The sequence below is a fragment of the Streptomyces sp. NBC_01217 genome (assembly GCF_035994185.1).
Classification (GTDB): Bacteria; Actinomycetota; Actinomycetes; order Streptomycetales; family Streptomycetaceae; genus Streptomyces.
In genome coordinates, this window is record NZ_CP108538.1 from 680161 (window position 1) to 704716 (window position 24556).

The window sequence follows — 24556 nt, forward strand, 5'->3', positions numbered from 1 at the left end:
GCCCTCGGCACACCCCCCTCGCATATGCCCCGTTCCGCCCGCGCACGCCGCGCGGAAACGGCGCGCACGGGCGCACGCCCGCCTGCGCGCGCCGGTCGACTTGCGTCAATGTCCGCCGCCAGTAAGGCTGTTCGACGGACCGGCGCTCCGCACAGCCTGTGACATATGCCAGGAGCAACAACTCATCGAGTGTTGCCAAATCCCTTACGGGCTCCCGCAGCCTGTGCAACAGTCGTCTACGGTCCACCTTTCAGACCTGGCCGCGCTGCGCCTGTATCGGAGTACGAGATGCCGTCCCATCTGTCCGCGGACCGCCCCGCCCCCCGGCCACCCGAGCGCGACGCCGTCGATGCGTTGATCAACCGGACCCGTCGACTGCGTGGCGACGTGGATGCCGTACGGCAGGACGCGGTGCTGATCGACGAGGAGGACCCGCAGTTGCGCTGGCAGCGCGCGCTCTGCGATCTGGCGGTGCACCATCTCGACGATCTCGGCGCACATCTGGGCCAGCTCAGGGAAGGCCTGCCACCGGAGACGCCGGAACAGCCCAATGGGACGTCCGCACAGGACACCGCGGAGGAGACCTTCGACGTACCGCGGCCCGGTTCGCCGATCGGCCGGGTGGGCAGTGCCGAATGGAATCTGCTGACCGATGAGGTCACCTGGTCCGAGGAACTGTTCCAGATCTTCGGCAGGACTCCCGACGCCGGACCTCTCTCGCTGGACGACCTTCCGTCCGTACTCCTTGCCGAGGACCAGCCCCTGCTCACCGCTCTGGTGACGGACTGTCTGATCGACGGAAAGCCGATAGACGGAGAGTTCCGCATTCTGCGGACCGACGGCACGATGCGTACGCTCCACATGATGGGCGAGCCCGTCCTCGACTCGGACGGGTGCACGGCCTCCATGTGGGCGGTCCTGCGCGACGTCAGCGAACTGCGGCGCAGCCAGCAAGTGGTGCGCACGACCCATGACTCGCTACGGCGCCGGCAGCACAGGGCGCAGACCGAGCACCGGATGGCGGTCGAGCTCCAGGAGGCCGTTCTTCCCCCGTGGCGGGGCTCGCTGCGGCTTCCTTCGCAGGGAGCGGGCGCGCTGGACATCGCGGCCCACTACCTTCCGTCGGAGTCCAGCTCCCTGATCGGCGGTGACTGGTACGACGCGCTGGAACTGCCGGACGGCAGGACCCTCCTCACGGTCGGCGATCTGACCGGCCACGGCATCCAGGCCACCTCGGCCATGGCGATGCTGCTGGGCGCGCTGCGCGGCATGGCCGTGGCCGGGATCGAACCGGGGGCCCTGATGGGGCATCTCAACCAGCTGCTGGAATCCTCCGTCCAGCCCGCTCTCGGCAGTGCGGTGTGCTGCCGTTTCGATCCGGCGACGGGCACCCTCGCCTGGGCACAGGCGGGGCACCCCGCGCCGCTGCTGTTCCGCAGCGGAGAGGGGCGCCCGCTGCTGCCACCGGACGGCGTCCTGCTCGGCGCGGCCTCCGGGGTCGCGTACGAGCAGGACGAGGTCGCCCTGCTGCCCGGTGATGTGCTGGTGCTGCACACCGACGGACTGAACCGTCACAGCGACCGGAGCGCGGGCCCGGACGCGCTGCTCACTCTCGCACCGCACTTCGCACAGGCCCGTACGGCACAGGAGTGCGTACGGACGGTCGTCGCGGAGTTCGGAGGCACCGAACGCCTGGACGACGCGTGTGTGCTGATCGCCCGGATCGGGGCGTAGGGCACAGCGACACACGCGCAGGCACACCGACACGCGGAACTCCGGACACGGCACGGTACGGAAGCGGCGGAACCAGCGAGCCGCCTACGAGTGCTGTGTTCTCACGACCATCATCGCGGCGCCCGCATCTCAGAACTCCGACGAGCGCCTGGACTGCCTGATAATGGAGCTCTGCGGCATGGCGAGCTTGATCTCCTCGCGCAGGTCCTCGATCTTCGCGTAGCCCGCGAACTGGCCCGTCAGCCGGTACATCTCGCGCAGCCGGTCCCAGGTGCGGTGCGAGGAGGTCTCCCCCATCGTCACCAGGGCGAGCCGCGCATAGCGGTCGGCCTGCTCGGGGTCGTCGGCGATGAAGCACGCCGAGGCGAGCGAGATGTAGTCGAAGATCTTGGACCGCTGGCGTCCATTGGCCCGGAGCTCCAGTGCCTGCTTGGCGTGGCGCTGGGCCACGATCGCGGCCGAGGGGTCGTGCTCGGCGAGCGTACGGAAAGCCAGGGCCTGCATGCCATGCAGATCCGCCTCGTCGAACAACTGCATCCAACTGGGCGGCGGCACATCACTCTTGTCCGATACGAAGAGCTCCTCGGCCTTGCCGAGGGTACGGCGCATGGCCTGGCCGCGGCCCATTGACGCCTGCGCCCAAGCCTCGATGGTGTGCAGCATGGCCTGGGTTCGCGGCAGCACCATGTCCCCGGAGCCGGACTTGGCGAGTTTCATCAGGTCCAGGGCGTCGTCGGGACGGCCCAGGTGGACCATCTGACGGGCCGCCCTGGAGAGCGCCTCGCCCGCGCGGGGGCGGTCGCCGCCCTCGCGCGCCGCATGGGCGGCGATGACGAAGTACTTCTGGGCGGTCGGTTCGAGACCGATGTCGTGGGACATCCACCCTGCGAGCACGGCGAGATTGGCGGCGACGCCCCAGAGACGGCGCTGCAGGTGTTCGGGGTGGCGGAAGGCGAGCATGCCGCCCACCTCGTTGAGCTGGCCCACCACGGCCTTGCGCTGGAGGCCGCCGCCCCGGGAGGCGTCCCAGGCGCGGAACACCTCGACGGACCGTTCGAGCGCCTCGATCTCCTCCGAGCCGATGGGCGCGGCCTCGTACCGGTCGAAACCGGCCTGGTCCGCGTAAAGAGGGTCGTCGATCCTTGGGGCATCGGCCGCCAGCACAGGGTCGGTGTGCAGCCAGTCGTGCATGGGGCCGGTGATGGTCGATCCTGCGGCGAGCGCGGCGCCCGCGCTCACCAAGCCGCGTCGGTTGAGCATGAGGTCCATTCCCGTGAATTCGGTGAGGACCGCTGCCGTCCGCTCGGGCGCCCACGGCAGTCCGTCGGGATTGTGCTGCTTCCCGACCTCCTGCCGCTTCCCCGCACGCCCGCGTCGGCCGAACCCGAGGTCCTCGATGGTCACGACACGACCGAGCCGCTCGGTGAACAGGGCAGCCAGCACTTTGGGCACAGGATCGCGGGGGGACTCCCCCATGTCGATCCAACGCCTCACCCGCGAGGTGTCGGTGGCCAGCTGCGGGTGGCCCATGGCCGCCGCCTGCCGGTTCACCATTCTCGCGAGTTCGCCCTTGGACCAGCCGGCAAGGCCGAACAGGTCGGACAGGCGGGTGTTGGGTTCTCCGGTCACGTCAAGCCCCCAGGTTCTCGGCTGTGTTGACAGTAACCCCCTGTCAGATGCCTTGCGACTATTCGCCAGGGTTCGCCAGGGTGCGCCAGATGGTCTGCCACCCGCGGTCCGGTGTCAGGTAGGAAAGCGCCACCCCGCCCGGCAGCCCTAGGTACTCCCCAGGGTGCCGATCGGCCGCCGGCCGGGGCGGTGTACGCAACTTGTCGGCGCACGAAGGGATCTGTCTCGCCCATGTACACAGCATCGTCCTCCGTGACCGCCCCGCCCCGACCGCTTCGTCCCCTGGGGGCGGGCGGCGGACCGTACCTTGCTCCGCACCCCGCCGCGCCAGTACCCGGCACGGTCCGCCCGCGGCGGCCGACGGGGCTCGGCGGCCCGCCGCTCAGCGGGCGGCTGGACCTGTCCGGCCCGCAGGGCGCCCAGCTGAGGATGGCGATCGCCTCGGTGCACCGGATCTGCCCGGAGTTCAATCCGGTGCAGGTGCTGCGCCGCAGCGGCCGTTCCGTGCTCCTCGTCGGCTCCACCGGTCGCACCACCGCGGTCGCCAAGTGTTTACTGGACCACTCCCCCGCGTGGTCGGAGCGGTTCCGGCACGAAATAGCTGCATATCGTGCGTTCGTCCGGCACCGCCCGCCTGTGCGGGTACCCCGGCTCATCGCGGCCGACCCGGAGAACTGCACCCTGGTGATCGAGCGGATGCCCGGCCGGGTGGCCGCGCTGACCCGCCACCCGTCGGAGGCGCCGCCCCGCGCCGATGTGCGGGCCGCACTCGGCGCGATCACCCGCGTCAACGCGTGGCGGCCGGCTCCGGGTCTCTTCGACGCGCCGCTGGACTACGCCTCGCGCATCGCCCGCTATCACGAACTGGGGCTTTTCACCGACCGCGATCTGGGCGATCTGCAGAAGCTGCTGCACGGACTGGCGCACGCGGGCGGCCGTCAGGGCATGGGGCAGTTCTGTCATGGTGACGCGCTGCTCTCCAACATCCTGCTGTCACCGACGGGTCCGGTGCTGGTGGACTGGGAGCACGCGGGCTGGTATCTGCCCGGCTACGACCTGGCGACGCTCTGGGCGGTCCTGGGCGACGCACCGGCGGCTCGCCGTCAGATCAGCCAGCTGGCACAGGCCGCGGGGCCCGCTTCGCGGGACGCGTTCCTGGTAAACCTGATGCTGGTGCTGACGCGGGAGATCCGTACCTACGAGACGGCCGTCCAGCGGGCCATGCGGGAGCCGGTGCCCCCGGGCGCCGGACAGGACCGGCCGGGCGCGCTCACGTCGAGCGAGGAGCAACGGCTGCTGCTGCGCCGGCTGCACGACGACTGCGCGATGGCCCGCCGGGCCGTGCGTGCCGCGGTCGGCACACGCTGACCCTTCCGAGGGGGGACGCGCGCTGCGGGTCCGGTGCCGACACACCGGGCCCGCAGCGCGCTGTCGTACGCCACCGGCCCCGCACGCCGAACGCGTGCGGGGCCGGTGCTTCCTCAGTGCGCGCGCACGATGTCCACGTCGGACGCCTTCACGAACGCGATCCGGTGGCCGATCTGCACCGTCACGTACTTCTCCTTGCCGCTGAAGTACGAGTGGTCGAGCGGGTACGAGGCGTCGATCGTCGGGGCATAGAAGAAGCCCGTGGGTGCCTCACCGCCGCCGGGGTAGGACTGGCCGGCCTTGATGGTGTACTGCAGCGGCGACCCCACCCGCTGGTCCGCGAAGTCCGCGGGGTACTCGGACTTCTCCGGGTACGCGACCCCGTACACCGGCACCTCCGTACGGCCCGCCTTCGGCTTGACCACGTAGCCGGAGGTGGACGTGGTGGTGCGGGTATGGGCCGGGGTCTGGAACCAGGCCTTCTGCCCGTACCACCAGATGGCCGTCCAGCCGGGGGCGCGGTCCGCGACGACGGCCTGCTGGGTGGCGCTGATCTTGCTGCCCCAGTCGGCGGCGCAGTTCGTTCCGGGCGAACCGTCGGTGTGCAGGCCCGGGTCGGAGAAGAGCGGTGCGTCGGTGGACGGTCCGGTGTGGAGCGGGACGGCGCTGGAGCCCTGGACCGGCAGGTCGACGCCCTTCTCGCAGTCGCGGAACGCCTGCTTGTTCTTCTTGAAGTCCGGGTTGACGGTGATGAGTTCGCTGCCCCTGGGGGCGCTCGGCACGGTGGGCTTGCCGAGCAGCGTCATGAAGTGGTTCCAGTCCCAGTAGGTGCCCGGGTCCCAGTGCATGTTCTTGGTGCCGGACGCGCTGGTGGGCGGCACACCGTCGTGGCCGATGATGTGCTGGCGGTCGAGCGGGATGTCGTACTTGGCGGCGAGATAGCGCACCAGTTTGGCGGTCGAGCGGTACATCTCGGGGGTGTACCACTTGGCGCCCTCGACGGCGACGCCCTCCTGCTCGATGCCGATCGAGTGGGTGTTGACATACCAGTTGCCCGCCTGCCAGGCGACGTCCTTGCCCTTGACCATCTGGGTCACATGCCCGTCGGCCGAGCGCACCACATAGTGGGCGGAGGTCTGCTTCAGCGGGTTCTGGAAGATGTTCAAAGTGGTGTCGAAGTCTTCTTCGGTGTCATGCAGAACAATGAACCTGATCTTGTTGCTGTGCGGCCGGTCCGAGGTGTCGTAGTTCCCGTACGACTCCTTGTCGGCCGGGTCACCCGTCTGCTGGTAGGCCGCCGGTACCCAGTCGCATTCGAGGCCGCGCGGGCATTCCGGCCGCACCCCGTCCGCACCGGCCTGCGCCACAGGACTGAGCAGCGTCATGCTCAGTGCGCCGACCGTGGTCAACGCGAGTGCGAGTCCGGTCCTCTGCTTGGACGTCATGACAACCCTTCTTGGAGCCGTGCGTGATGGAGCCGTGCGTGATCCGATCTCACCGTTCCGCTGTGCGCGCACACTCTCCGACCTGAGGTGACAGCACGTCAAGGGCTCAGTGGGGGCCGTGCGTCGAACCAGTGGACCAGACCAGTGGCAGGGGTCCTGACCTGCGGTGGGAAAGAAACGACCAGCTGCTGACGGCGCCGCGTTACCTGGGTTTTACGCATGTGGCCGGCAGATCGCCGAATGCGCTCGCCCGCCACGAAAGAGCGCACTTTTTGTGTGACTAATCCTGGATGTGCGTGCCCCGAACGGCCGAAGGGTAGTGCTCGCGCGGACACGACCGGTCCGTGCGACGTACGCACGGAGATCTCGGAAAGGCCGGACGCACATGGCTCAGCCCTTCACCCTGCCGGACTTCTACGTTCCCTACCCGGCACGGCTCAACGTCCATGTCGAGGAGGCACGACAGCACACCAGGAAGTGGGCGCGCAGCATAGGGATGCTGGAGGGTTCGGGCATCTGGGAGGAGAAGGACCTGGACTCCCACGACTACGCGCTGCTGTGTGCGTACACCCATCCCGACTGCTCGTCCGAGGCGCTCTCGCTGGTCACCGACTGGTATGTGTGGGTCTTCTTCTTCGACGACCATTTCCTGGAGCTGTTCAAGCGCACTCCCGACCGTGAGGGCGGCAAACGGTATCTGGACCGGCTGCCGGCGTTCATGCCGATGGACCGTGGCGCGCAGATGCCGGAGCCGACGAATCCGGTCGAGGCGGGACTGGCCGATCTGTGGGCGCGGACGGTGCCGGGCATGTCCGACGCCTGGCGGGTCCGGTTCGCCGAGGCGACTAAGAACCTGCTCGACGAGTCGCTGTGGGAGCTCGCCAACATCAACGAGGGACGCATCGCGAACCCCGTCGAGTACATCGAGATGCGCCGCAAGGTGGGCGGCGCCCCGTGGTCGGCGGGTCTCGTGGAGTACGCGGCGGGCGCGGAGGTTCCCGAGGCGGTGGCCGAGGAGCGTGCGCTGCGGGTGCTGCGGGATGCGTTCTCCGACGGCGTGCATCTGCGCAACGACCTCTTCTCGTACCAGCGGGAGGTCGAGGACGAGGGTGAGAACAGCAATGGTGTGCTGGTACTCGAGCATTTCCTCGGCTGCTCCACACAGGAGGCCGCCGACGCGGTGAACGATCTCCTGACGTCGCGGCTGCAGCAGTTCGAGAACACCGCCCTCACCGAACTCGGCCCGCTCTGCGCGCAGAAGGGCCTCGATCCGGCGGACACGGCGGCGGTTCTCGCCTACGTCAAGGGGCTGCAGGACTGGCAGTCGGGCGGTCATGAGTGGCACATGCGCTCCAGCCGCTACATGAACGGCGGCGGGGCCGGTGAGGCCGTGCCCGGCTTCGGTATGGCCGCGGCGTCGGTCCGGTTCACTGCCCGCTCGGAGGCCGCCCGGCTGCGCAGCCACACCCATGTGCCGTATCAGCATGTCGGCCCGTCCCTGCTGCCCGACTTCGAGCTGCCGTTCGGTACGACGCTCAGCCCGCATCTGGACGGGGCGCGGGTCCGGATCGTCGACTGGGCGGACCGTATGGGCATCCTGGAGGCGCAACCGGGTGTGCCGGGTTCGCACATCTGGGACCGGGAGCGGCTCGTCGCGATCGACCTGCCGCTCTGCGCGGCGGGGCTGCATCCGGATGCGACACCGGATGAGCTGGATCTCTCCTCACAGTGGCTGACCTGGGGGACTTACGGCGACGACTGGTTCCCGGTGGTGCACGGGCGGGCCCGTGACCTGGCGGGGGCGAAGCTGGCCAATGAGCGTCTGTCGCTGTTCATGCCGCTGGACGGGTCCGGGACGCCGGATCCGGTCAATGCCCTGGAGCGGGGGCTGGCCGATCTCTGGGTGAAGACGGCGGCTCCGATGGACGCGAGCGGGCGCCGCGCCTTCCGCACCGCGGTCGAGGAGATGACCGCGAGCTGGCTGTGGGAGCTGGCGAACCAGGCGCAGAACCGCATTCCTGACCCGGTGGACTATGTCGAGATGCGGCGCAAGACCTTCGGCTCGGATCTCACGATGAGCCTGTGCCGGCTGGGTCATGGCAGGAAGGTGCCGCAGGAGATCTACCGGAGCGGTCCGCTGCGCTCGCTGGAGAACGCGGCGTCGGACTACGCGTGTCTGCTCAACGACCTGTTCTCGTACCAGAAGGAGATCGAGTACGAGGGCGAGGTGCACAACGGGGTCCTCGTCGTGCAGAACTTCTTCGGGGTGGACTATCCGACCGCCGTGGAGATCGTGTACGACCTGATGAAATCGCGGCTGCGGCAGTTCCTGCACGTCGCGGAGCGGGAACTCCCGGTGCTGTACGACGACTTCGAACTGGGCGCCGAGGCGAGGGAGATCCTGGCCGGGTACGTGCAGGAGCTCAAGCACTGGATCGCGGGCATCCTGATCTGGCACCGGGACTGCCGGCGCTACCGCGAGCAGGATCTGCGGCGGGGCTCAGGCACCCCGTGGCACATCAGCGGTCCCACGGGGTTCGGTGTCTCGGCGGCGCGGGTGACCGCGCTGTTCGCCCGGCCCTCGGCCGTTGGCGTGTAGCGCCCGCTTGCTTCGCGGCTACGGCCCGTCGTGCTCACCGCGCGGCGGGCCTGAGGGTCAGCCCTGCTGGAACAGCTCGGCGGGCAGGGGCTTCAGCAGGGTGTACAGATCGTCCGTGATCGGCCGGTCCCAGCTGGCGATGGTGACGAGCACGCCGTCGCTGCGGTCGAACTGGACGCAGGAGATCCGGCTCTCGGAGAGCTTGACGCGGCGGACGATCAGCAGGTTGTCGCCCTGCATCACCGGCATGTCCTCGGTGCCGGTGACCTCGACCGGTTCGTCGTTCTCCAGCGCGAGCAGCAGCTGGGCGACCTCGAACGGGATCTGGCCCTCCTCGGTCTCTCGGGCGGGCGAGCCCTCCGGGAGATTGCCGATGATCATCGCGGGGCCGCGGCCTCCGAACAGGTCGTAGCGCAGGAAGACGCCCTGACAGCTGCCGTCGGGCGCGGGCAGCAGACCGGCGCCGAGGTTTCCGGGCCAGTCGCCCGGGTCCATGGCCAGGACGTCGAAGTCGGGGCCCGCGGGTGTGGCGGCGCTACGGCGGCGGAGGAAGGACATGCAGACATGTTACGTGTCCGGGCTCACGTTGCGGAGCCGGGTCCGCGCCGCCCGGGGCGCATCCGGGTCCGCGGTCCGGGCTCCGGCCGGCCCCCGCGCTCAGTCCTGGCCGGATTCCGTGGCCAGCGCCTCCAGCACACCGACGGCCTCGGCGGCCCGGTCGTAGGGGACGAACAGGTGGTCGTGGTGGAAGCCGGCCACCACATTGCAGCTCAGCCCGGCATCGGTGAGTGCCAGGGACACGGCGGCGGTGAGGCCCACCGCGTCCAGCGCGGAGTGGACACGGAGGGTGATCCAGCCCGCCACGTAGTCGTACCGCAGCCCGGCCGCTACGGCTTCCGTCTCCGGCAGCACCAGGGTGAGTCCCTCGGGCTCGGTGACCGTGACGACCGGAGTGACGCCCTCGGGCATCGCACCGTCGGGCACGGTGGTGAAGGCATAGCGGCCCGGGTTCAGCTCCGGCCGCATACCGCTCAGCAGGGTTCGAAGATCGCGCTCGCCTGTCACGGTCACCACGCTACGTGGCGCGGTGGCGCTCGTGGTGACGTGCGACCCGGGCGCGGTTGCCGCAGGACGGCTTGCACCACTCCTGGCGGGGGTGCTCCTTGACGAAGTAGCGCACGCAGCGAGGGGCGTGGCAGGCGCGCAGCGCCGTGCGGTCCGGTCCGGCGAGGAAGCCGATGGCTGCACGGGCGAGCGCGGCAGGCAGGGCGCTCTGCCCCGCCGCTCTGCCGACCGGGTGATGATGGGCGACGGGGTCGTGGTCCGGCGCCCAGTCGAGGCGGGGCACGGTCGCGACCGTGGCAGCGGTGGCATTGAGCCTGCGCAGCGCCTCCTCCAAGGGCGGCAGCCGTCCGGCATCGGCGGGGCTCGGCTCGCCGGGGCGTACGGCGTACGCGAAGAGCGCCCGAACGGCGGCGCGCAGCGACCGTACGGCTTCCAGGCTCTGTGCGTCGGCCGCCCAGCCCCCGCCGCCCGACGCGTCGCCGAGCAGACCGGACCGCTCGCGCACCCAGTGGGTCAGCCCCTCCGGGGTGTCGAGGTCGTCGGCGACACCACCGCGCCCGTCGTGGCGGATGGTGAGTGCGAGGTCGAGCGCAAGGCGGGTGTCGGACACGGATGTAATGGTAGCTACGGCGTGAGCCGTTAAGCACGAGGGAGGGCCTGCGGACCTCCGGGAGCGCGGCTGCCGCGGCCCGAAGGCCGGTGCCGGGCGTCCGGTCCTCAGGTCAGGTCGAACTCGCCGTCGCGGGCGTTCACCACGAAGGCGCGCCATTCGGCCGGGGTGAAGATCAGCGACGGGCTGCCGGGTTTGCCGGCGTTGCGCATCGCGATGAACCCTTCGACAAAGGCGATCTGGACATCGCCCGTACCCTGACTGCCCGATCGCCAGTCCGCGTTGCTGAGATCGAGGTCCGGCTTGTCCCAGCCCGCGAAGGGCTGCTGGGTGGTGCTCTCCGCCACGTCGGCTCCTCCCACTTGTTCGTCCCGGGCCAAAGACTAGCCACCGTCGGCGGCCCGGGACAGGCTGCGGTTCAGGGTTCCTCCGGTCCGGGTTCCGCCTGCCGTCAGTGGGTGGGCGGTTCGGCTCCGACCAGCCACATGGAGAAGAACTGCGCCCCGCCGCCGTACGCATGACCGAGCGCCCTTCGCGCCCCCTCCACCTGGTGCGCGCCCGCCTGTCCCCGTACCTGCAGCGCTGCTTCGGCGAAGCGGATCATGCCGGAGGCGCCGATGGGATTGGTGGAGAGCACCCCGCCCGAGGGGTTCACCGGGAGGTCTCCGTCGAGTTCGGTGGCGCCGGACTCGGTGAGCTTCCAGCCCTCGCCCTCCTCGGCGAAGCCGAGGTTCTCCAGCCACATGGGTTCGTACCAGGAGAACGGCACGTACATCTCGACGGCGTCGATCTCGCGTCGCGGGTCGCTGATTCCCGCCTGCCGGTACACATCGGCGGCGCAGTCCCTGCCCGCCCGCGGCGAGACGAAGTCCTTGCCTGCGAAGAGTGTGGGTTCGCTGCGCATCGCGCCGCCGTGCATCCAGGCGGGCGGATGCGGGGAACGGTCCGCTCCGGCACGGTCGGTGAGGATCATCGCGCAGGCCCCGTCGGAGGACGGGCAGGTCTCGGAGTAGCGGATCGGGTCCCAGAGCATCGGTGCGGAGCGGACCTTCTCAAGGGTTATGCCGGGGTCGTGGATGTGCGCGTACGGATTCTTGAGCGCGTTGCGGCGGTCCTTGTACGCGACGAGGGAGCCGACCGTGTCGGGTGCCCCGGTGCGGCGCATGTACGCGCGCACGTGCGGGGCGAAGAAGCCGCCCGCGCCGGCCAGCAGCGGCTGCTGGAACGGGATGGGCAGCGACAGGCCCCACATGGCGTTGGACTCGGACTGCTTCTCGAAGGCGAGTGTGAGGACCGTGCGGTGTACCCGCGCGGAGACCAGGTTGGCTGCGACGAGTGCGGTGGAGCCGCCGACCGAGCCGGCGGTGTGCACGCGGAGCATGGGTTTGCCGACCGCGCCGAGGGCGTCGGCGAGATAGAGCTCGGGCATCATCAGGCCCTCGAAGAAGTCGGGTGCCTTGCCGATGACGACGGCGTCGATGTCCGCCCAGGTCAGGGCGGCGTCCTCCAGGGCGCGGACGGCAGCCTCGCGGACGAGTCCGGCGATGGAGACGTCCCGGCGGGCGGAGACGTGCTTCGTCTGGCCGATGCCGACTACGGCCACGGGCTCCTTAGGCATGAGCGCTCTCCCCTTCGAGGACGGCGACCAGGTTCTGCTGGAGACAGGGCCCGGAGGTGGCGTGGGCGAGCGCGCGGTCGGACTCGCCGCGGTGGATGCGGGCCGCGGCCTCGCCGAGGCGGATCAGCCCGGCGGCCATGACGGGGTTGGCGGCGAGCGCGCCACCGGACGGGTTGACGGTGACGCTGTCGTCGAGCCCGAGCGCCTTGCGCAGGACCACCTCCTGGGAGGTGAACGGGGCGTGCAACTCGGCGGTGTCCACGGGCCGTTCGAAGGCACCGGCGCGTTCGGCGGCGAGCCGGGTGGACGGCGACCGGGTCAGCTCTCGTACCCCGAGACTGTGGGCCTCGATGCGGTGGTCGATGCCGCGGATCCAGGCGGGGCGGGGACACAGGGCCCGTGCGGTGTCACCGGCCGCGAGGATCACGGCTGCGGCGCCGTCGCCGACCGGCGGGCAGTCGCCGGTCCGCAGCGGCCGCACGACGTACTCACCGGCCGGGACCGGGCCCTTGAGCTGGGCGTGCGGGTTGTCCACGGCGGCGGCGCGGCTGCGGGCGGCGATCGCGGCGAGTGCGGTCTCGTCGGTTTCGCCCGCGTCGATCAGCGCCTGCGCCTGGAGTGCGGCGAGCGCGACGGAGTCCGGCCACAGCGGGCCGACGTAGTACGGATCGAGCTGGCGCGTCAGTACGTCGCGCACCTCACCGGATGAGGACTTTCCGTAGGCGTAGACGAGCGCGGTGTCGGCCTCGCCCGTCAGGATCTTCACCCATGCCTCGTAGAGTGCCCACGCGCCGTCCATCTCCACATGGGACTCGGAGATCGGCGGGTACGCGCCGACGCCGTCGAGCGCCATGGTGAAGGAGAAGGCGCGGCCCGCGAGGTAGTCGGTGGAGCCGGAGCAGGTGAAGCCGATGTCCCCGGCCCTGAGACCGGTCGTGTCAAGGACCCGGTGGAGTACGGGCATCAGCATCTCGACTTCGGAGAGTTCGTCGGTGCGCCTGAGGTGGTCGCTCTGCGCGAAGGCGACGATCGCTACGTCCCGCATCTACAACAGCTCCTTGTACGCGTCGTAGTCGGCGTCCGGTTCCCCGGTCGGCCGGTAGTGATCGGGGTGACGCCCGCCCTCGGTCCAGACGGGTTCGACCCGCAGGCCCATGCGCACCTGGTCGTAGGGGATTTGGCCGATGCGTGCGTGCAGTGCGAGGTCCGCGCCGTCGAGTGCGATGTGCGCGTAGACGTACGGGACCTCGATGTCGAGATTCGCCGTGTGAGCAGCCTTGATGTTGACGATGCAGTACGTGGTCACGGTGCCGCGCGGGCCGACCTCGACCTGTTCGGCGGTGGCGACACCGCAGGTGGGACAGGCGCCGCGGGGCGGTACGTAGACCTTGTCGCAGGACGGGCAGCGCTCGCCGACGGTGCGCCGCTCGGACAGTGCGCCCAGGTACGCGCTCTGGGCGCGGCCGGGCGTGTACCGGTAGTCGAGCCGGGCGGGGGTGACGATGCCGTGGACGGGGTCGGTGAACTCGCCGCTGTGCGGGGCCGGCCTGCCTGCCTCCGCGTCGTACGGCTCGAAGCAGGCGATGTCGGTGATGGCGCCGGTCCGCTCGGAGGCCCAGCGGATCCGTACCCGCATGCCGGTGCGGACGGCTTCCGGACCGGGCGCGGCGACGGCGTGCAGCAGGGCGGTGTCGGCGCCGTCCAGCCGGACGAGGACCCAGGCGAAGGGGGTGTCGAGGGGCTGGCCGGGACGCGGGGCGGGGTTCCAGGCCCAGGTGGTGACGGTGCCGGTGGCGGCGACCTCGGTCAGCTCGCGGATCTCCTGCGCGGTGACTGGGTCGTACTCGACGGGCGGGACCAGGACCTTTCCGTCGCCGGTCCGCACGCCGAGGACGGTGCGTTCGCGCAGCCCGGTGAGGAAGGCGCTCTGGACCGGTCCGAGGGAGCGGGTGAAGGGGAATGCGACCACCAGCGGTGCGCTGAGGATGTCGGGCACGGTCGGCCTCCTTGGCTCAGGCGCGCCTGTAGACGGGCGGGCGCTTCTCTGCGAAGGCGCGGGCGCCCTCCTTGGCGTCGTCGGTGGCGAAGAGCGGCCGGCCGCGTTTCAGTTCCGCGGCGAGGCCCTCGGTCTCGGTCAGCTCGGCGGTCTCGTACACGGAGGCCTTGACGGCTTCGACGGCGAGCGGTCCGCAGGCATTGATCTGCTCGGCGACGGCGAGCGCCTGTTCCAGTGCGGTGCCGTCGGGGACAACCCTGCCGATCAGCCCGATGGCGGCGGCCTCCTCGGCGCTGTACGGGCGTCCGGTGAGGAGCATTTCGAGGGCGTGGGTGCGGGCGATCTGGCGCGGCAGCCTTACTGTCGACCCTCCGATGGGAAAGAGGCCGCGCCTGACCTCGAAGAGCCCGAAGGTGGCGCCCGCCCCGGCGATGCGGATGTCGGTTCCCTGGAGGATCTCGGTGCCTCCGGCCACGCAGTGGCCCTCGACGGCGGCGATGACCGGTTTGCGCGGGCGGTGGTGGCGCAGCATCGCCTTCCAGTGCAGATCGGGATCGGCGGTCATCCGGTCGCGGTACTGCTCGCCCTCCATCCCCTTGCCCGCCAGGGCTTTGAGGTCCATGCCGGCACAGAAGCTGCCGCCCGCGCCGGTGAGGACGACCGAGCGGACCGTGTCGTCCTCGTCCGCCGCCAGCCAGCCGTCGTACAGCCCGACCAGCATCGGCAGCGAGAGCGCGTTCTTCGCCTCCGGTCTGTTCAAGGTGAGCACCAGCGTGGCGCCCTCGCGCTGCACGGTGAGGTGTTCCGTACCACCCATTGCCTGCCTCCCGTCTCAAGACCTAGAACAGGTTGCAGTAGGCGGGGTTGCAGTTCAAGAGTTTTCTGACAGTCAGTCAGTTTTCTTCTACGGCGCCCCTTCCCACTTGTGCCGCCCGGCGCTCTAATGACCGCCGAGCCAGTCAGCTTCCGGGGTCAGGAGGAACGGTGGAATACAACCTTGCCGACCTGTTCGAGTCGGTCGTCGACGCGGTCCCGGAACGCGAGGCGCTCGTCTGCCTCGACCACCCCGGTACGGGTGCGGAACGCCGCCTGACGTACGCGGAGCTGGACGCGGCCGCCAACCGTATCGCCCACCATCTGATCGGGGCGGGCATCTCCCCCGGCGAGCATCTGGGGCTGCATCTCTACAACGGGGTCGAGTACCTCCAGTCGGTACTGGCCTGCCTCAAGACCCGCATCGTCCCCGTCAATGTCAACTATCGCTACGTCGAGGAGGAGTTGGCCTACCTCTACCGTGACGCGGATCTGGTGGCACTGGTCTTCGACGCCGAGTTCGACGCACGGGTCTCGGCCGCGGTCCCGAAGGCCCCGACGCTCCGTCACCTGATCCGGGTGGGGGCGTCACCGGCCGGTGCCGGCGGTCCCGACGCTGTGGCGTTCGCGGATGCCGAGGCGGCGGGGAGCCCGGAGCGCGGCTTCCCGCCACGCTCGGCCGACGACCAGTTCATCATCTACACCGGCGGCACCACCGGCATGCCCAAGGGCGTGATGTGGCGCCAGGAGGACCTCTTCTTCTCCGGCCTCGGCGGCGGTGCGCCGACCGGCGAGGCCGTGAAGACCCCGCAGGAGCTGGCCGAGCGGGTGGCCGCGGGCGGCGAAGGGATCACCTTCTTCCCCACTCCCCCGCTGATGCACGGCACCTCGACGCTCACCGCGTTCATCGGGTTCAACTTCGGCCAACGGGTCGTGGTCCACCGCAAGTTCGTGCCCCAGGAGGTGCTCCGTACGATCGAGAAGGAGAAGGTCACCAGCGTCTCCCTGGTGGGCGACGCGATGCTGCGACCGCTGATCGACGCACTCAAGGGGCCACTGAAGGGCACCGACTGTTCGTCGCTGTTCTCCGTCTCCAGCTCGGGCGCGATCATGTCGGACTCGGTGCGTGCGGAGTTCCAGGCACTGGTGCCCACGGTGATGCTGCTGAACAACTTCGGCTCGTCGGAGTCCGGCTTCAACGGCACGGCGACGGCGGACTCGGGCCCGGAGAAGGGCTTCCGGCTCCAGGTCAACTCCCGTACGACGGTGGTGGATCCGGTGACGTACGAGCCGGTGGCCCCGGGCGGGCAAGGACGGATCGCCCAGCGCGGCCATGTACCGCTCGGCTACTACAACGACCCGCGAAAGACCGCGGAGACCTTCTTCCACAGGGATGAGGAACGCTGGGTGCTGCTCGGCGACATGGCGACCGTCGACGCGGACGGCATCGTCACGGTCCTCGGCCGGGGCTCGCAGTGCATCAACACCGGGGGCGAGAAGGTGTACCCCGAGGAGGTCGAGGAGGCACTGAAGGCCCATCCGGATGTGTACGACGCGCTGGTCGCCGGGGTGCCGGACGAACGGTGGGGGAACCGCGTCGCGGCAGTGGTGCAGCTGCGCGAAGGGGCGGCCGAGCCCTCGCTCGGCGACGTACAGGCGCACTGCAGGACCCGGCTGGCCGGCTACAAGATCCCCCGCCGACTGGTGATCACCCGGCAGATCCAGCGCTCACCGAGCGGCAAGGCCGACTACCGATGGGCCCGCTCGGTCGTCGCGCCCCGGCCCGGGCCCGAGGACTGAGGCACCGGGACCCGTGACCCGCGCCTCACCCGGATGGCACCCCGGCCCGAATCACCCGAATGCACCCTTGTACGTCCGCTCCGCGCACCGGGCGGCGGCCTCGGACTGAGCCATTCAGGCACGCCCCGTGCCCGACCGCTCACACTATGTGGCAATGGGGGGAAATCGCCCATAGCGTCGGCTCATGAGGAAACGACACATCATGAGCCTTGTCTCTGTCGCGGTCGTCTCGGCCGCGGGACTCGTGGTCTCGGCCGCGGTATTCGGGACGGCAGTTCCGTCCGCCTCCGTCGCGAGCCCGCGTGTGGTGCACCCCGGCGGGTCGATCCAGAAGGCGGTGAACGCCGCCGAGCCCGGTGACACGGTCGTCGTCATGCCCGGCACGTACCGGGAGACCGTCGTGATCGACAAGAAGGGCCTGACCCTGCGCGGCCTCGGCAGCCGGACCGTCATCAAGCCCCCGACGGCGAAGAAGCAGTCCACCGACGCCTGCGCGAAGGCCGGCAGCGGAATCTGCGTCCTGGGCAAGAAGGGCCGGACCGTCGACGGCGTGACCATCGACTCGGTCACCGTATCCGGATTCAAGAAGAACGGCGTCTGGGCCTCCTGGACGGACCAGCTGACCGTCCGGCGGGTGACCTCCGAGCGCAACGGCGTCTGGGGCATCGCCCAGGAACGCTCCACCCGCGGCCAGTTCACGGGCAACATCGCCCGTGCCAACGGCGACGCGGGCCTCTTCGTCGCGAACACCGTCGACGAGGAGGGCGGCGCCACCGACACCCGCGGCACCGAGATCCAGGACAACACACTGGCGAACAACCGGATCGGCTTCACCGCAAGGCGTGTACGAAACCTGTCGGTCCACGACAACACCTTCACCGGCAACTGCAACGGCGTCTTCGTCGTGGGCGACGAGGGCAAGCCGCAGGCCGGAGCCATGACGATCCGGTCCAACCAGATCACCGACAACAACAAGTACTGTGCCAAGACCGAACGGCTGCCCGCCATCCAGGGCTCCGGCATCGTCCTCACCGGCGCCGCGGACACCCAGGTGCGCTCGAACACGATCAGCAACAACGTCGGCACCACGCCGATGTCCGGCGGCGTCGTGCTGTTCAAGAGCTTCGTGGGCACGAAGAACACCGGTCACACCATCAGCGGCAATGTCTCGCTCGGCAACAAGCCGGCCGACCTGGCCAATGGGGACACCGGCAAGAACAACACCTTCGTCGCCAACGTCTGCAAGAAGTCCACACCGGCAGGGATGTGCTGACCGGTGCACCCCCGCACGAGGAGAAGCGAAAACAGCATGACCACTGTGAGTCCCACTCCCGCACCGACCCCCGCACACGCCGCCGTCCCGCACCCCGTCACTCCCCCTCAGCCGGCCATGCAGCTGCGCGAGATCGCCTTCGGGGCGGCCCGCGCCGCCGCCGTGCGCGCCGCGGCCCGGCTGGGCGTCGCCGACGCGCTGGGCGAGACGCCCGCGACCGCGCAGGAGCTCGCCACGCTGGTGAAGACCGAGCCGGTGCCCCTGCTCCGGCTGCTGCGCGCCCTGTCCTGCTACGGGATCTTCGCCGAGACCCCGGACGGGTACTTCGCCCACACCGAGATGTCCCGCCTGCTGCGCGAGGACGACCCGAACAGCCTGCGTGACATCTGCCTGTGGTGCACCGAGCCCTGGACCTGGGACGTCTGGCCGCACCTCGACGACGCGGTGCGCACCGGCAGGAGCGTCTTCGCGGACGTGCACGGCAAGGGCTTCTTCGACTACCTCCACCAGGAGGCACACGAGTCGGCCCAGATCTTCAACCGGGCCATGACCACCTCCAGCATGCAGTCAGCGCTGGACGTCGCCGAACTCCTCGATCTCACCGGGGTGTCCGCGGTCGCCGACATCGGCGGCGGCCAGGGGCACGTGCTGGCGAGCCTGCTGGAGAAGCACCCGTCGCTCCGCGGCACCCTGATGGACCTGCCGGGTGTGGTGGCACGGGCGGATGCCCGGCTGCGGGACGAGGGGCCGCTCGTCGGCCGGACCCGCATCGTGGCCGGGGACTGCCGCGAGGCCATCCCCGTCCAGGCCGATCTCTACATCATCAAGAACATCCTGGAGTGGGACGACGACAGCACGCGCAGGACCCTGCGCAACGTCATCGCCGCAGCCCGACCGGGGGCCAGGGTCGTCGTCATCGAGAACCTCGTCGACGACACCCCGTCGATGCGGTTCACCACCGCGATGGACCTGCTGCTGCTCCTTAACGTCGGCGGTGCGAAGCACACCAGGGAGAGCCTGGTCAGCCGGATCTCGGACGCCGGGCTGCTGATCGGCAAGGTCGTCCCGGTCAATCCCTACCTCCACGCCTTCGAATGCGTGGTCCCCGGCTGATCTCCCGACCGGGCACAGCGCAGATCGCCCCGGGTCCGGCCGGTCGGCCGGACCCGGGGCGATCGTCCGTCATTCGCCTCAAGCGGTGGCGCCGCGCTCCCACCGGTAGAACTCGTGGGCCATGGCGTCCTTGGGGCTGCGCCAGGTCTGCGGGTCGTACGCGCTCACATAGGCGGTGAGCTTGTCGCTGATGTCCTTGAACGCCGGGTGCTGCGTCACCTTGGCGATCTCGGGGCCGGGCGGGCGCTCCGATTCGATCAGATGCAGATAGACGTCGCCGAACTGGAAGAGCTTGCGCCTGGTGACACCGACGAGGTGCGGCAGTTCGCTGCTGTCGGACTCGGCGAACAGCTCGGCGATGTCCGGCGCCGACCCCGGTGCCATCCGGGCGACGATCAGAGCGTGGTGCATCGTGGGATGCCTTTCTGGTTCCCGGCCCGGCACCCGGCCGGGCGGCCGGGTGCCGGGTCGTGGGCGGACAGCGGATCAGCCGGCTGAGACCGAGGCGGTACGGCGCTCGCGCGCCCGCTGCTCGATCTTGTCCCGGATGAGCTCCATCTGGACCTTGGAGTTGCGGTTGATGTTGTCGGTCATCCACGCGTCGTCGACGGGTGCGTCGGGCCGCATCGCGAAGTCCTGCTCCCAGTGCAGCTTCGTGCCGCCGGGGACCTCCGAGTACTTCCACCGGATGTTCATGTGCTGGAAGGGGCCCGGCTCGACACGGCGGGCGCGGACCGTGCGTCCGGCGCGGTCGACGGTCCGCTCGGAGACCCAGCTCCAGACCTTGTCGTTCTCGTCGGGGTGCATGGTCAGACGGAACGTCGTGCTGTCACCGTCCCGTTCGATGATCTCGACCGCGGCGTACTCGCTGAACAGCCGCGGCCAGTTCTCCAGATCGTTCGTCACGTCCCAGACGAGGTCCAGGGGGGCGGCGATGGTGATCTCGTTCTCGGTGTGTCCGGACACTTCAGGCTCCAGTCATGAGGGTGGTGTTGACGAGGTCGAGGAATTCCTGGGGGGTCTTGCAGCGGTCGGCGTCGGCCGGCAGCGCCCTGCCGTGCCGGTTCTCCAGCACGCCCACGATGCCGAGCAGGCCCAACGAGTCGAGGCCGAACTCGTCGAAGGCCGACCCGGGGCGCTTCTCCATGTCCAGTGGGTCGACGGTGAGTCCGGCGCCCTTCTTCATCAGGACGGCGAGTTCCGTGTAGGTCAGTCGATCGGTCATGAGGACTTCTCCTTACTCACGCTTGGATGTCGGTGGGGCGCCGCAGCACCAGCGCCGCGTTCGAGCCCATGAGCCCGCGGCTGAGCACGAGCGCCGTCCGCAGTTGCGCGGGGCGCGCCTGGCCGGTGACCACGTCGAGGTCGTGGCACACGTCGTAGACGTTCGGGGTCGGCGGTATCAGCGCGTTCTCCATGGAGAGCACGGCCGCGGCCGCGTCCAGCACCGGTGCACCGCAGTAGGCACGCCCGATGCCGGTCTTGGGCGCCGTCACCGGGACCCGTCGGCCGTGCGCGCCGAGCGCGTCCGCGATGGCCAGCGCCTCGGCACGGTCGGCCGCCGGTACGCCGAGGGCGTCCGCGAAGACGACGTCGATCTCGTCCGGCGCGCAGTCGGCCTCCCGCAGGGCGCCGATGATCGCCTGGGCGAGGCCCTCGCGGGACTCTTCCCACCGGGACGCCCCGGTGAACGTGGCGGCGTGCCCGGCGACTTCGGCCCGGACCCGGGCCCCGCGCCGACGCGCCGACTGCTCCTCCTCGACCACCAGCATGGCGCCGCCCTCGGCCGGCACGAATCCGCAGGCGTCCGCGGTGAACGGCCGGTAGGCACGGGCGGGGTCCTCGCTGGTGCTCAGATCCTCGTACCCGAGCTGGCAGACGACCGAGTAGGGCGCCAGCGGTGCCTCGGCCGCGCCGACCACCACCGCTTCGGTGCCGCGGTGGATCGAGCGTGCCGCGTGCGCCAGCGCATCCAGCCCGCCCGCCTCGTCGCTGGCCACGACCGCGCAGGGCCCCTTGAAGCCGCCGCGGATCGAGATCTGGCCGGTGCTGGCGGCGTAGAACCAGGCGATGGACTGGTAAGGGCCCACATAGGTGGACCCCTGCCCCCACAGCCGTTGGAGTTCACGCTGGCCGAATTCGCCACCGCCGGACCCGGCAGCGGTCACCACGCCGACGTCGAAGGGCGCGTTCTCGTAGTCGGCACGGCCGAGCCGTGCGTCGTCCAGCGCGATGTCCGCGGCGGCCATCGCGAAGTGTGTGAACCGGTCGGTCTGGACGATGAAGCGCTCTTCGATCAGCTCGACCGCCTCGAAGCCCCGCACCTCGCCCGCGACCCGCAGCGGCAGCTGCTCGCACCCCTCGCGGGTGACCCGGTCGAGAACGCTGATCCCTTCGTGCGTCCTCTTCCAGAAGGTCTCGGTGTTGATGCCGTTGGGGGCGACGACACCGATGCCGGTGACGACGGTGCGCCGTGTTCTGCGGGTTTTCATGGTGTCCTCCCACCTGTTCTCGTCAGGGCCACCGCGGACTGGAAGCCGCCGAACCCGCTGCCGACCGAGAGGACGTTGCGCAGCTTCATGGGACGTGCGGTGCGCGGCACATAGTCGAGATCGCACTCCGGGTCCGGGCTCTCGTAGTTCGCCGTCGGCGGCACCGTCTGGTGGACCAGTGCGAGCACGCAGGCGGCGATCTCTATGGCCCCGATCGCCCCCAGCGAATGGCCGACCATCGACTTGATCGAACTCATCGGTACGTCGTAGGCGTGCGCGCCCAGGGCCCGCTTCACGGCGGCCGTCTCGTGCCGGTCGTTCTGCTTGGTGCCGGAGCCGTGCGCGTTGACGTAGTCGATCTGCGAACCGTCCATGCGGGCATGGCCGAGAGCCTGGTTGATCGCCTCGGCCATCTCCAGCCCCTCGGGGGTCAGCCCCGTCATGTGGTAAGCGTTCCCGAAGGTGGCGTAGCCCGCGATCTCGCAGTACACGGTCGCTCCGCGGGCCCGGGCGTGCTCCATCTCCTCCAGCACGAGCACCGCTCCGCCCTCGCCCATGACGAAGCCGTCGCGGCGGGAGTCGAACGGCCGGGAGGCGTGCTCGGCATCGTCGTTGTTCGCCGATGTGGCCTTGATCGCGTCGAAGCACGCCACCGTGATCGGGGTGATCGGTGAGTCGGACGCCCCGGCGACGCAGACGTCGACGCGGCCCTCCTCGATGGAGTGGAAGGCGTACCCGATCGCGTCGAGGCCGGAGGTGCAGCCCGTGGAGACGGTCTGCACCGGGCCGTGGGCACCGACCTGTTCGGCCACCGCCGAGGCGAGGGAGCTGGGTGAGAAGGCCCGCTCCAGATGCGGTCCGGCCGGCCGGTGGTCGACGTCCCAGCGGGCACCGCTGCCGCTGACGGCGACGTAGTCGTGCTCCAACCGGGTCGTACCGCCGACCGCGGTGCCCAGCGACACACCCATCCGCCAGGGGTCCACCTTCTCCGGATCGAGGCCCGCGTCACCGAGGGCCTCTCTGGCGGCCACCATCGCGAACTGGACGTACCGGTCCGACCTGGCGATCTCGTCCGCGTCCAGCCCGTGTGCCGCCGGGTCGAAGTCGCACTCTGCGGCGATGCGGGAGCGGAAGCCGGCCGGGTCGAAGAGCGTGATGCCCCGGGTCGCGGTGCGGCCGTTCGCGAGGAGGTCCCAGAAGGCCGCTGCGCCGATGCCGCCGGGGGCCACGACGCCGACACCGGTGACCACCACGCGGCGGGTCATGAGGTGGCCTCCGTTCGTTCCGGCGGCGCGACGCGCTCGGCGGACTCCGTGTGTTCCGTGTCGACGTGGCCGAGTTCCGGGCGCGGGGCGAGTGGGCCGAGGTGGAAGACCATGCGTGCCTCGACGTCGCCCACGTTCCGGAAGCGGTGGCGGACATGGGGAGGGATCAGCAGGCCCTGGTCGGGCCGCATCCGGTGCGGTTCGCCGTCCAGATCCACCTCCAGGAGACCGTTCACGACGTACACGAACTCCTCGGAGTACGGGTGGTAGTGCTCGCCGATGCGGTCGCCGGGCTGAACGATGGCCAGCCCCATGAAGCCGCTGGTGGCTCCCACCGTCGTCGGCGTGAGCATGGCGCGAAGGTCGCCTCCGCGCCTGCGATTGGGCTGCGTCTCGCTGAGGTCCACGATGCGTGGCCGGTGCATGGTCATGACTGCTTTCCTCCTGGCGCATTGCGCGTTGTGTTGGACGGGTTGAGCGAGAACCCCCCAGGGTGCGGATGCGCGGTTCAGGACTCCATGGCCCGCCGATCTGTGATCAGGGTCATCTCGGACTCCGTGAGGAAGCGCGGGATGCCCTGCTCGGTGGTGGGCACGGCGTACGCGGCGCCGTCGAGGAGGCGTCCGAGCCTGGCCACCTTGCCGGGGCCGTCGATACCGACCATCTGGGCCGGCTGCGCGTCGATCGGTCCGACCGCTTCGAGGAGGCGGACGACGACGTCGTCGCGCTGGAAGATGGTGCTGCTGTCGATGATGCTCGCGGGGTCGTCGGCCGCCTCCTCGTCGTGGCCGGCGAGCAGCCGGGCGAGTGCCATGCCGCAGCCCTCCTTGGCCTGGTAGAAGAGCGCGTGCCGGCGGATGTCCTCGGCCTTGTGCCGGCCCGCGGTCACGTGGTGGACGGTCGGGAGCGCCGCTCGGGTGAAGAACATCCGGGCGGAGTCCGGGTCGCTGAGGTCCCGGTCCTGCTCCAGATAGGGGTTGATGGCCTCTTCGACGGCCCGGACCTCGGGCTGCCGGGAGACATGCCGCAGGGCCGCCAGGAGGTCGCCCTCGACCTCGACGGCCCGCACGACGCGGTTTCCGTGCATGAAGAGCGACGTGCGGCGCAGTCGGGTTACATCATCGACACGCGCCTTCGGGGACTCGTAATCGGCCAGGATCTTCGCCACGATGTCCTCTGTGCCCTGCTTGACGGTGAAGGTGAGCGCGTGGCGCACCACCCCGTCGCCCAGACGGGGCGAGGCCTGCAGTCGGCCCTTGGCCGCCTCGGGCGCCATCTCGAACGCCTTGCCGGTCTCCCGCAGGACGCTGAAGCGCAGCGAACGGGTGTCGCGTACGCAGTTGTGCAGCGGCTGAACGGTTGCGACGTGCTCCTCGCTGTTCACCCAGGCGAGGAACGGCGGGGCACTCTCCCACTCGCTGGTGATCAGCCACTGGGAGGGGTTCTCGATGGACTGGCACAGCTGGTCGCTGATGTGACCGGGGACGGATGCCACCTGATTGCGCAGGTGCTCATACGCCTCCAGGAACTGCTTCTGGGCTCCGTCGTACAGGTCCAGCAGCAGCACGACACGCAGCCTGGAACCGTCGAAGGCGGACTGGGAGATCCGTTCCGAGAGGGTGATGGTCATCTTTCGATCTCCTTCGAGACGGTGTCGTGGCCGGGCCGGATGGCATGCCGTCAACCGTCGGTTGGCGAGTGGATTCGGAGAGGGGACTCTCCCGGCGGATGTGATC

General features: G+C 69.8%; 23 protein-coding genes. 6 read left to right on the forward strand and 17 right to left on the reverse strand.

Annotated elements, in window-relative coordinates; genetic code table 11:
- Positions 1-288 precede the first annotated feature (288 nt).
- Positions 289-1734, forward strand: coding sequence for a PP2C family protein-serine/threonine phosphatase (locus OG507_RS02785; RefSeq protein WP_327365503.1), 1446 nt, complete (start codon positions 289-291; stop codon positions 1732-1734).
- A 129-nt stretch (positions 1735-1863) separates the two neighbouring features.
- On the opposite strand, the gene OG507_RS02790 is transcribed toward OG507_RS02785, so the two are convergent.
- Complete coding sequence (locus tag OG507_RS02790; protein WP_327365504.1) at positions 1864-3363, reverse strand: DNA-binding protein NsdB; 1500 nt, start codon at positions 3361-3363, stop codon at positions 1864-1866.
- A 231-nt stretch (positions 3364-3594) separates the two neighbouring features.
- Here OG507_RS02790 and OG507_RS02795 point away from each other — a divergent pair, with 231 nt between their 5' ends.
- Positions 3595-4731 carry an aminoglycoside phosphotransferase family protein gene (locus OG507_RS02795; protein WP_327365505.1) on the forward strand — a complete coding sequence of 379 codons (1137 nt, stop codon included), beginning with the start codon at positions 3595-3597 and terminating at the stop codon, positions 4729-4731.
- Between the two features lie 113 nt (positions 4732-4844).
- On the opposite strand, the gene OG507_RS02800 is transcribed toward OG507_RS02795, so the two are convergent.
- The gene (locus OG507_RS02800) at positions 4845-6176 is read right to left on the reverse strand and encodes an N-acetylmuramoyl-L-alanine amidase (protein ID WP_327365506.1); all 1332 of its coding nucleotides are present in this window, start codon (positions 6174-6176) and stop codon (positions 4845-4847) included.
- Between the two features lie 385 nt (positions 6177-6561).
- Between OG507_RS02800 and OG507_RS02805 the strand changes: the two genes are divergently transcribed.
- Entirely contained in the window at positions 6562-8775 is a 2214-nt protein-coding gene (locus OG507_RS02805; RefSeq protein ID WP_327365507.1) for a terpene synthase family protein, read from the forward strand.
- Positions 8776-8832: 57 nt separating this feature from the next.
- On the opposite strand, the gene OG507_RS02810 is transcribed toward OG507_RS02805, so the two are convergent.
- The 8 genes from OG507_RS02810 to OG507_RS02845 all read right to left on the reverse strand — a co-directional run bounded on the left by OG507_RS02810 (position 8833) and on the right by OG507_RS02845 (position 14881).
- A complete protein-coding gene (locus OG507_RS02810) occupies positions 8833-9333 on the reverse strand; it encodes a hypothetical protein (RefSeq protein WP_136202497.1) in 501 nt (166 codons plus the stop codon).
- A gap of 99 nt (positions 9334-9432) precedes the next feature.
- The gene (locus tag OG507_RS02815) at positions 9433-9840 is read right to left on the reverse strand and encodes an ACT domain-containing protein (protein WP_327365508.1); all 408 of its coding nucleotides are present in this window, start codon (positions 9838-9840) and stop codon (positions 9433-9435) included.
- Between the two features lie 10 nt (positions 9841-9850).
- On the reverse strand, positions 9851-10450 hold the full coding sequence (locus OG507_RS02820; RefSeq protein ID WP_327365509.1) for a CGNR zinc finger domain-containing protein: 600 nt from the start codon (positions 10448-10450) through the stop codon (positions 9851-9853).
- Between the two features lie 107 nt (positions 10451-10557).
- Positions 10558-10797 carry a DUF397 domain-containing protein gene (locus tag OG507_RS02825; protein WP_327365510.1) on the reverse strand — a complete coding sequence of 80 codons (240 nt, stop codon included), beginning with the start codon at positions 10795-10797 and terminating at the stop codon, positions 10558-10560.
- Between the two features lie 104 nt (positions 10798-10901).
- Positions 10902-12068 (reverse strand): thiolase domain-containing protein, encoded by a 1167-nt coding sequence (locus tag OG507_RS02830; protein ID WP_327365511.1) that lies wholly within the window; start codon positions 12066-12068, stop codon positions 10902-10904.
- Positions 12061-13113: a thiolase domain-containing protein gene (locus OG507_RS02835; RefSeq protein WP_327365512.1), complete on the reverse strand. Its 1053-nt coding sequence runs from the start codon at positions 13111-13113 to the stop codon at positions 12061-12063. Before OG507_RS02835 ends, OG507_RS02830 begins: the two co-directional genes overlap by 8 nt.
- On the reverse strand, positions 13114-14064 hold the full coding sequence (locus OG507_RS02840; protein WP_327365513.1) for a Zn-ribbon domain-containing OB-fold protein: 951 nt from the start codon (positions 14062-14064) through the stop codon (positions 13114-13116).
- A gap of 16 nt (positions 14065-14080) precedes the next feature.
- Complete coding sequence (locus tag OG507_RS02845) at positions 14081-14881, reverse strand: crotonase/enoyl-CoA hydratase family protein (RefSeq protein WP_327365514.1); 801 nt, start codon at positions 14879-14881, stop codon at positions 14081-14083.
- A gap of 167 nt (positions 14882-15048) precedes the next feature.
- Between OG507_RS02845 and OG507_RS02850 the strand changes: the two genes are divergently transcribed.
- From OG507_RS02850 to OG507_RS02860, 3 genes are all read left to right on the forward strand, one after another.
- Positions 15049-16677 (forward strand): acyl-CoA synthetase, encoded by a 1629-nt coding sequence (locus OG507_RS02850; RefSeq protein ID WP_327365515.1) that lies wholly within the window; start codon positions 15049-15051, stop codon positions 16675-16677.
- Between the two features lie 184 nt (positions 16678-16861).
- Entirely contained in the window at positions 16862-17950 is a 1089-nt protein-coding gene (locus OG507_RS02855; RefSeq protein ID WP_442810932.1) for a right-handed parallel beta-helix repeat-containing protein, read from the forward strand.
- A gap of 36 nt (positions 17951-17986) precedes the next feature.
- Complete coding sequence (locus OG507_RS02860) at positions 17987-19063, forward strand: methyltransferase (RefSeq protein WP_327365517.1); 1077 nt, start codon at positions 17987-17989, stop codon at positions 19061-19063.
- A gap of 78 nt (positions 19064-19141) precedes the next feature.
- Here the strand turns inward: OG507_RS02860 and OG507_RS02865 are convergent, their stop codons facing one another.
- From OG507_RS02865 to OG507_RS02895, 7 genes are all read right to left on the reverse strand, one after another.
- Positions 19142-19474, reverse strand: coding sequence for a TcmI family type II polyketide cyclase (locus tag OG507_RS02865; protein WP_327365518.1), 333 nt, complete (start codon positions 19472-19474; stop codon positions 19142-19144).
- A 75-nt stretch (positions 19475-19549) separates the two neighbouring features.
- The gene (locus tag OG507_RS02870) at positions 19550-20029 is read right to left on the reverse strand and encodes an SRPBCC family protein (protein WP_327365519.1); all 480 of its coding nucleotides are present in this window, start codon (positions 20027-20029) and stop codon (positions 19550-19552) included.
- Position 20030: 1 nt separating this feature from the next.
- Positions 20031-20288 (reverse strand): acyl carrier protein, encoded by a 258-nt coding sequence (locus OG507_RS02875; RefSeq protein ID WP_327365520.1) that lies wholly within the window; start codon positions 20286-20288, stop codon positions 20031-20033.
- Between the two features lie 16 nt (positions 20289-20304).
- Complete coding sequence (locus OG507_RS02880) at positions 20305-21555, reverse strand: beta-ketoacyl synthase N-terminal-like domain-containing protein (RefSeq protein ID WP_327365521.1); 1251 nt, start codon at positions 21553-21555, stop codon at positions 20305-20307.
- Entirely contained in the window at positions 21552-22820 is a 1269-nt protein-coding gene (locus OG507_RS02885) for a beta-ketoacyl-[acyl-carrier-protein] synthase family protein (RefSeq protein WP_327365522.1), read from the reverse strand. The genes OG507_RS02880 and OG507_RS02885 overlap by 4 nt, the downstream gene beginning before the upstream one ends.
- Positions 22817-23251 (reverse strand): cupin domain-containing protein, encoded by a 435-nt coding sequence (locus OG507_RS02890; RefSeq protein WP_327365523.1) that lies wholly within the window; start codon positions 23249-23251, stop codon positions 22817-22819. The genes OG507_RS02885 and OG507_RS02890 overlap by 4 nt, the downstream gene beginning before the upstream one ends.
- A 77-nt stretch (positions 23252-23328) precedes the next feature.
- Complete coding sequence (locus tag OG507_RS02895; protein ID WP_327365524.1) at positions 23329-24450, reverse strand: SchA/CurD-like domain-containing protein; 1122 nt, start codon at positions 24448-24450, stop codon at positions 23329-23331.
- Positions 24451-24556 lie beyond the last annotated feature (106 nt).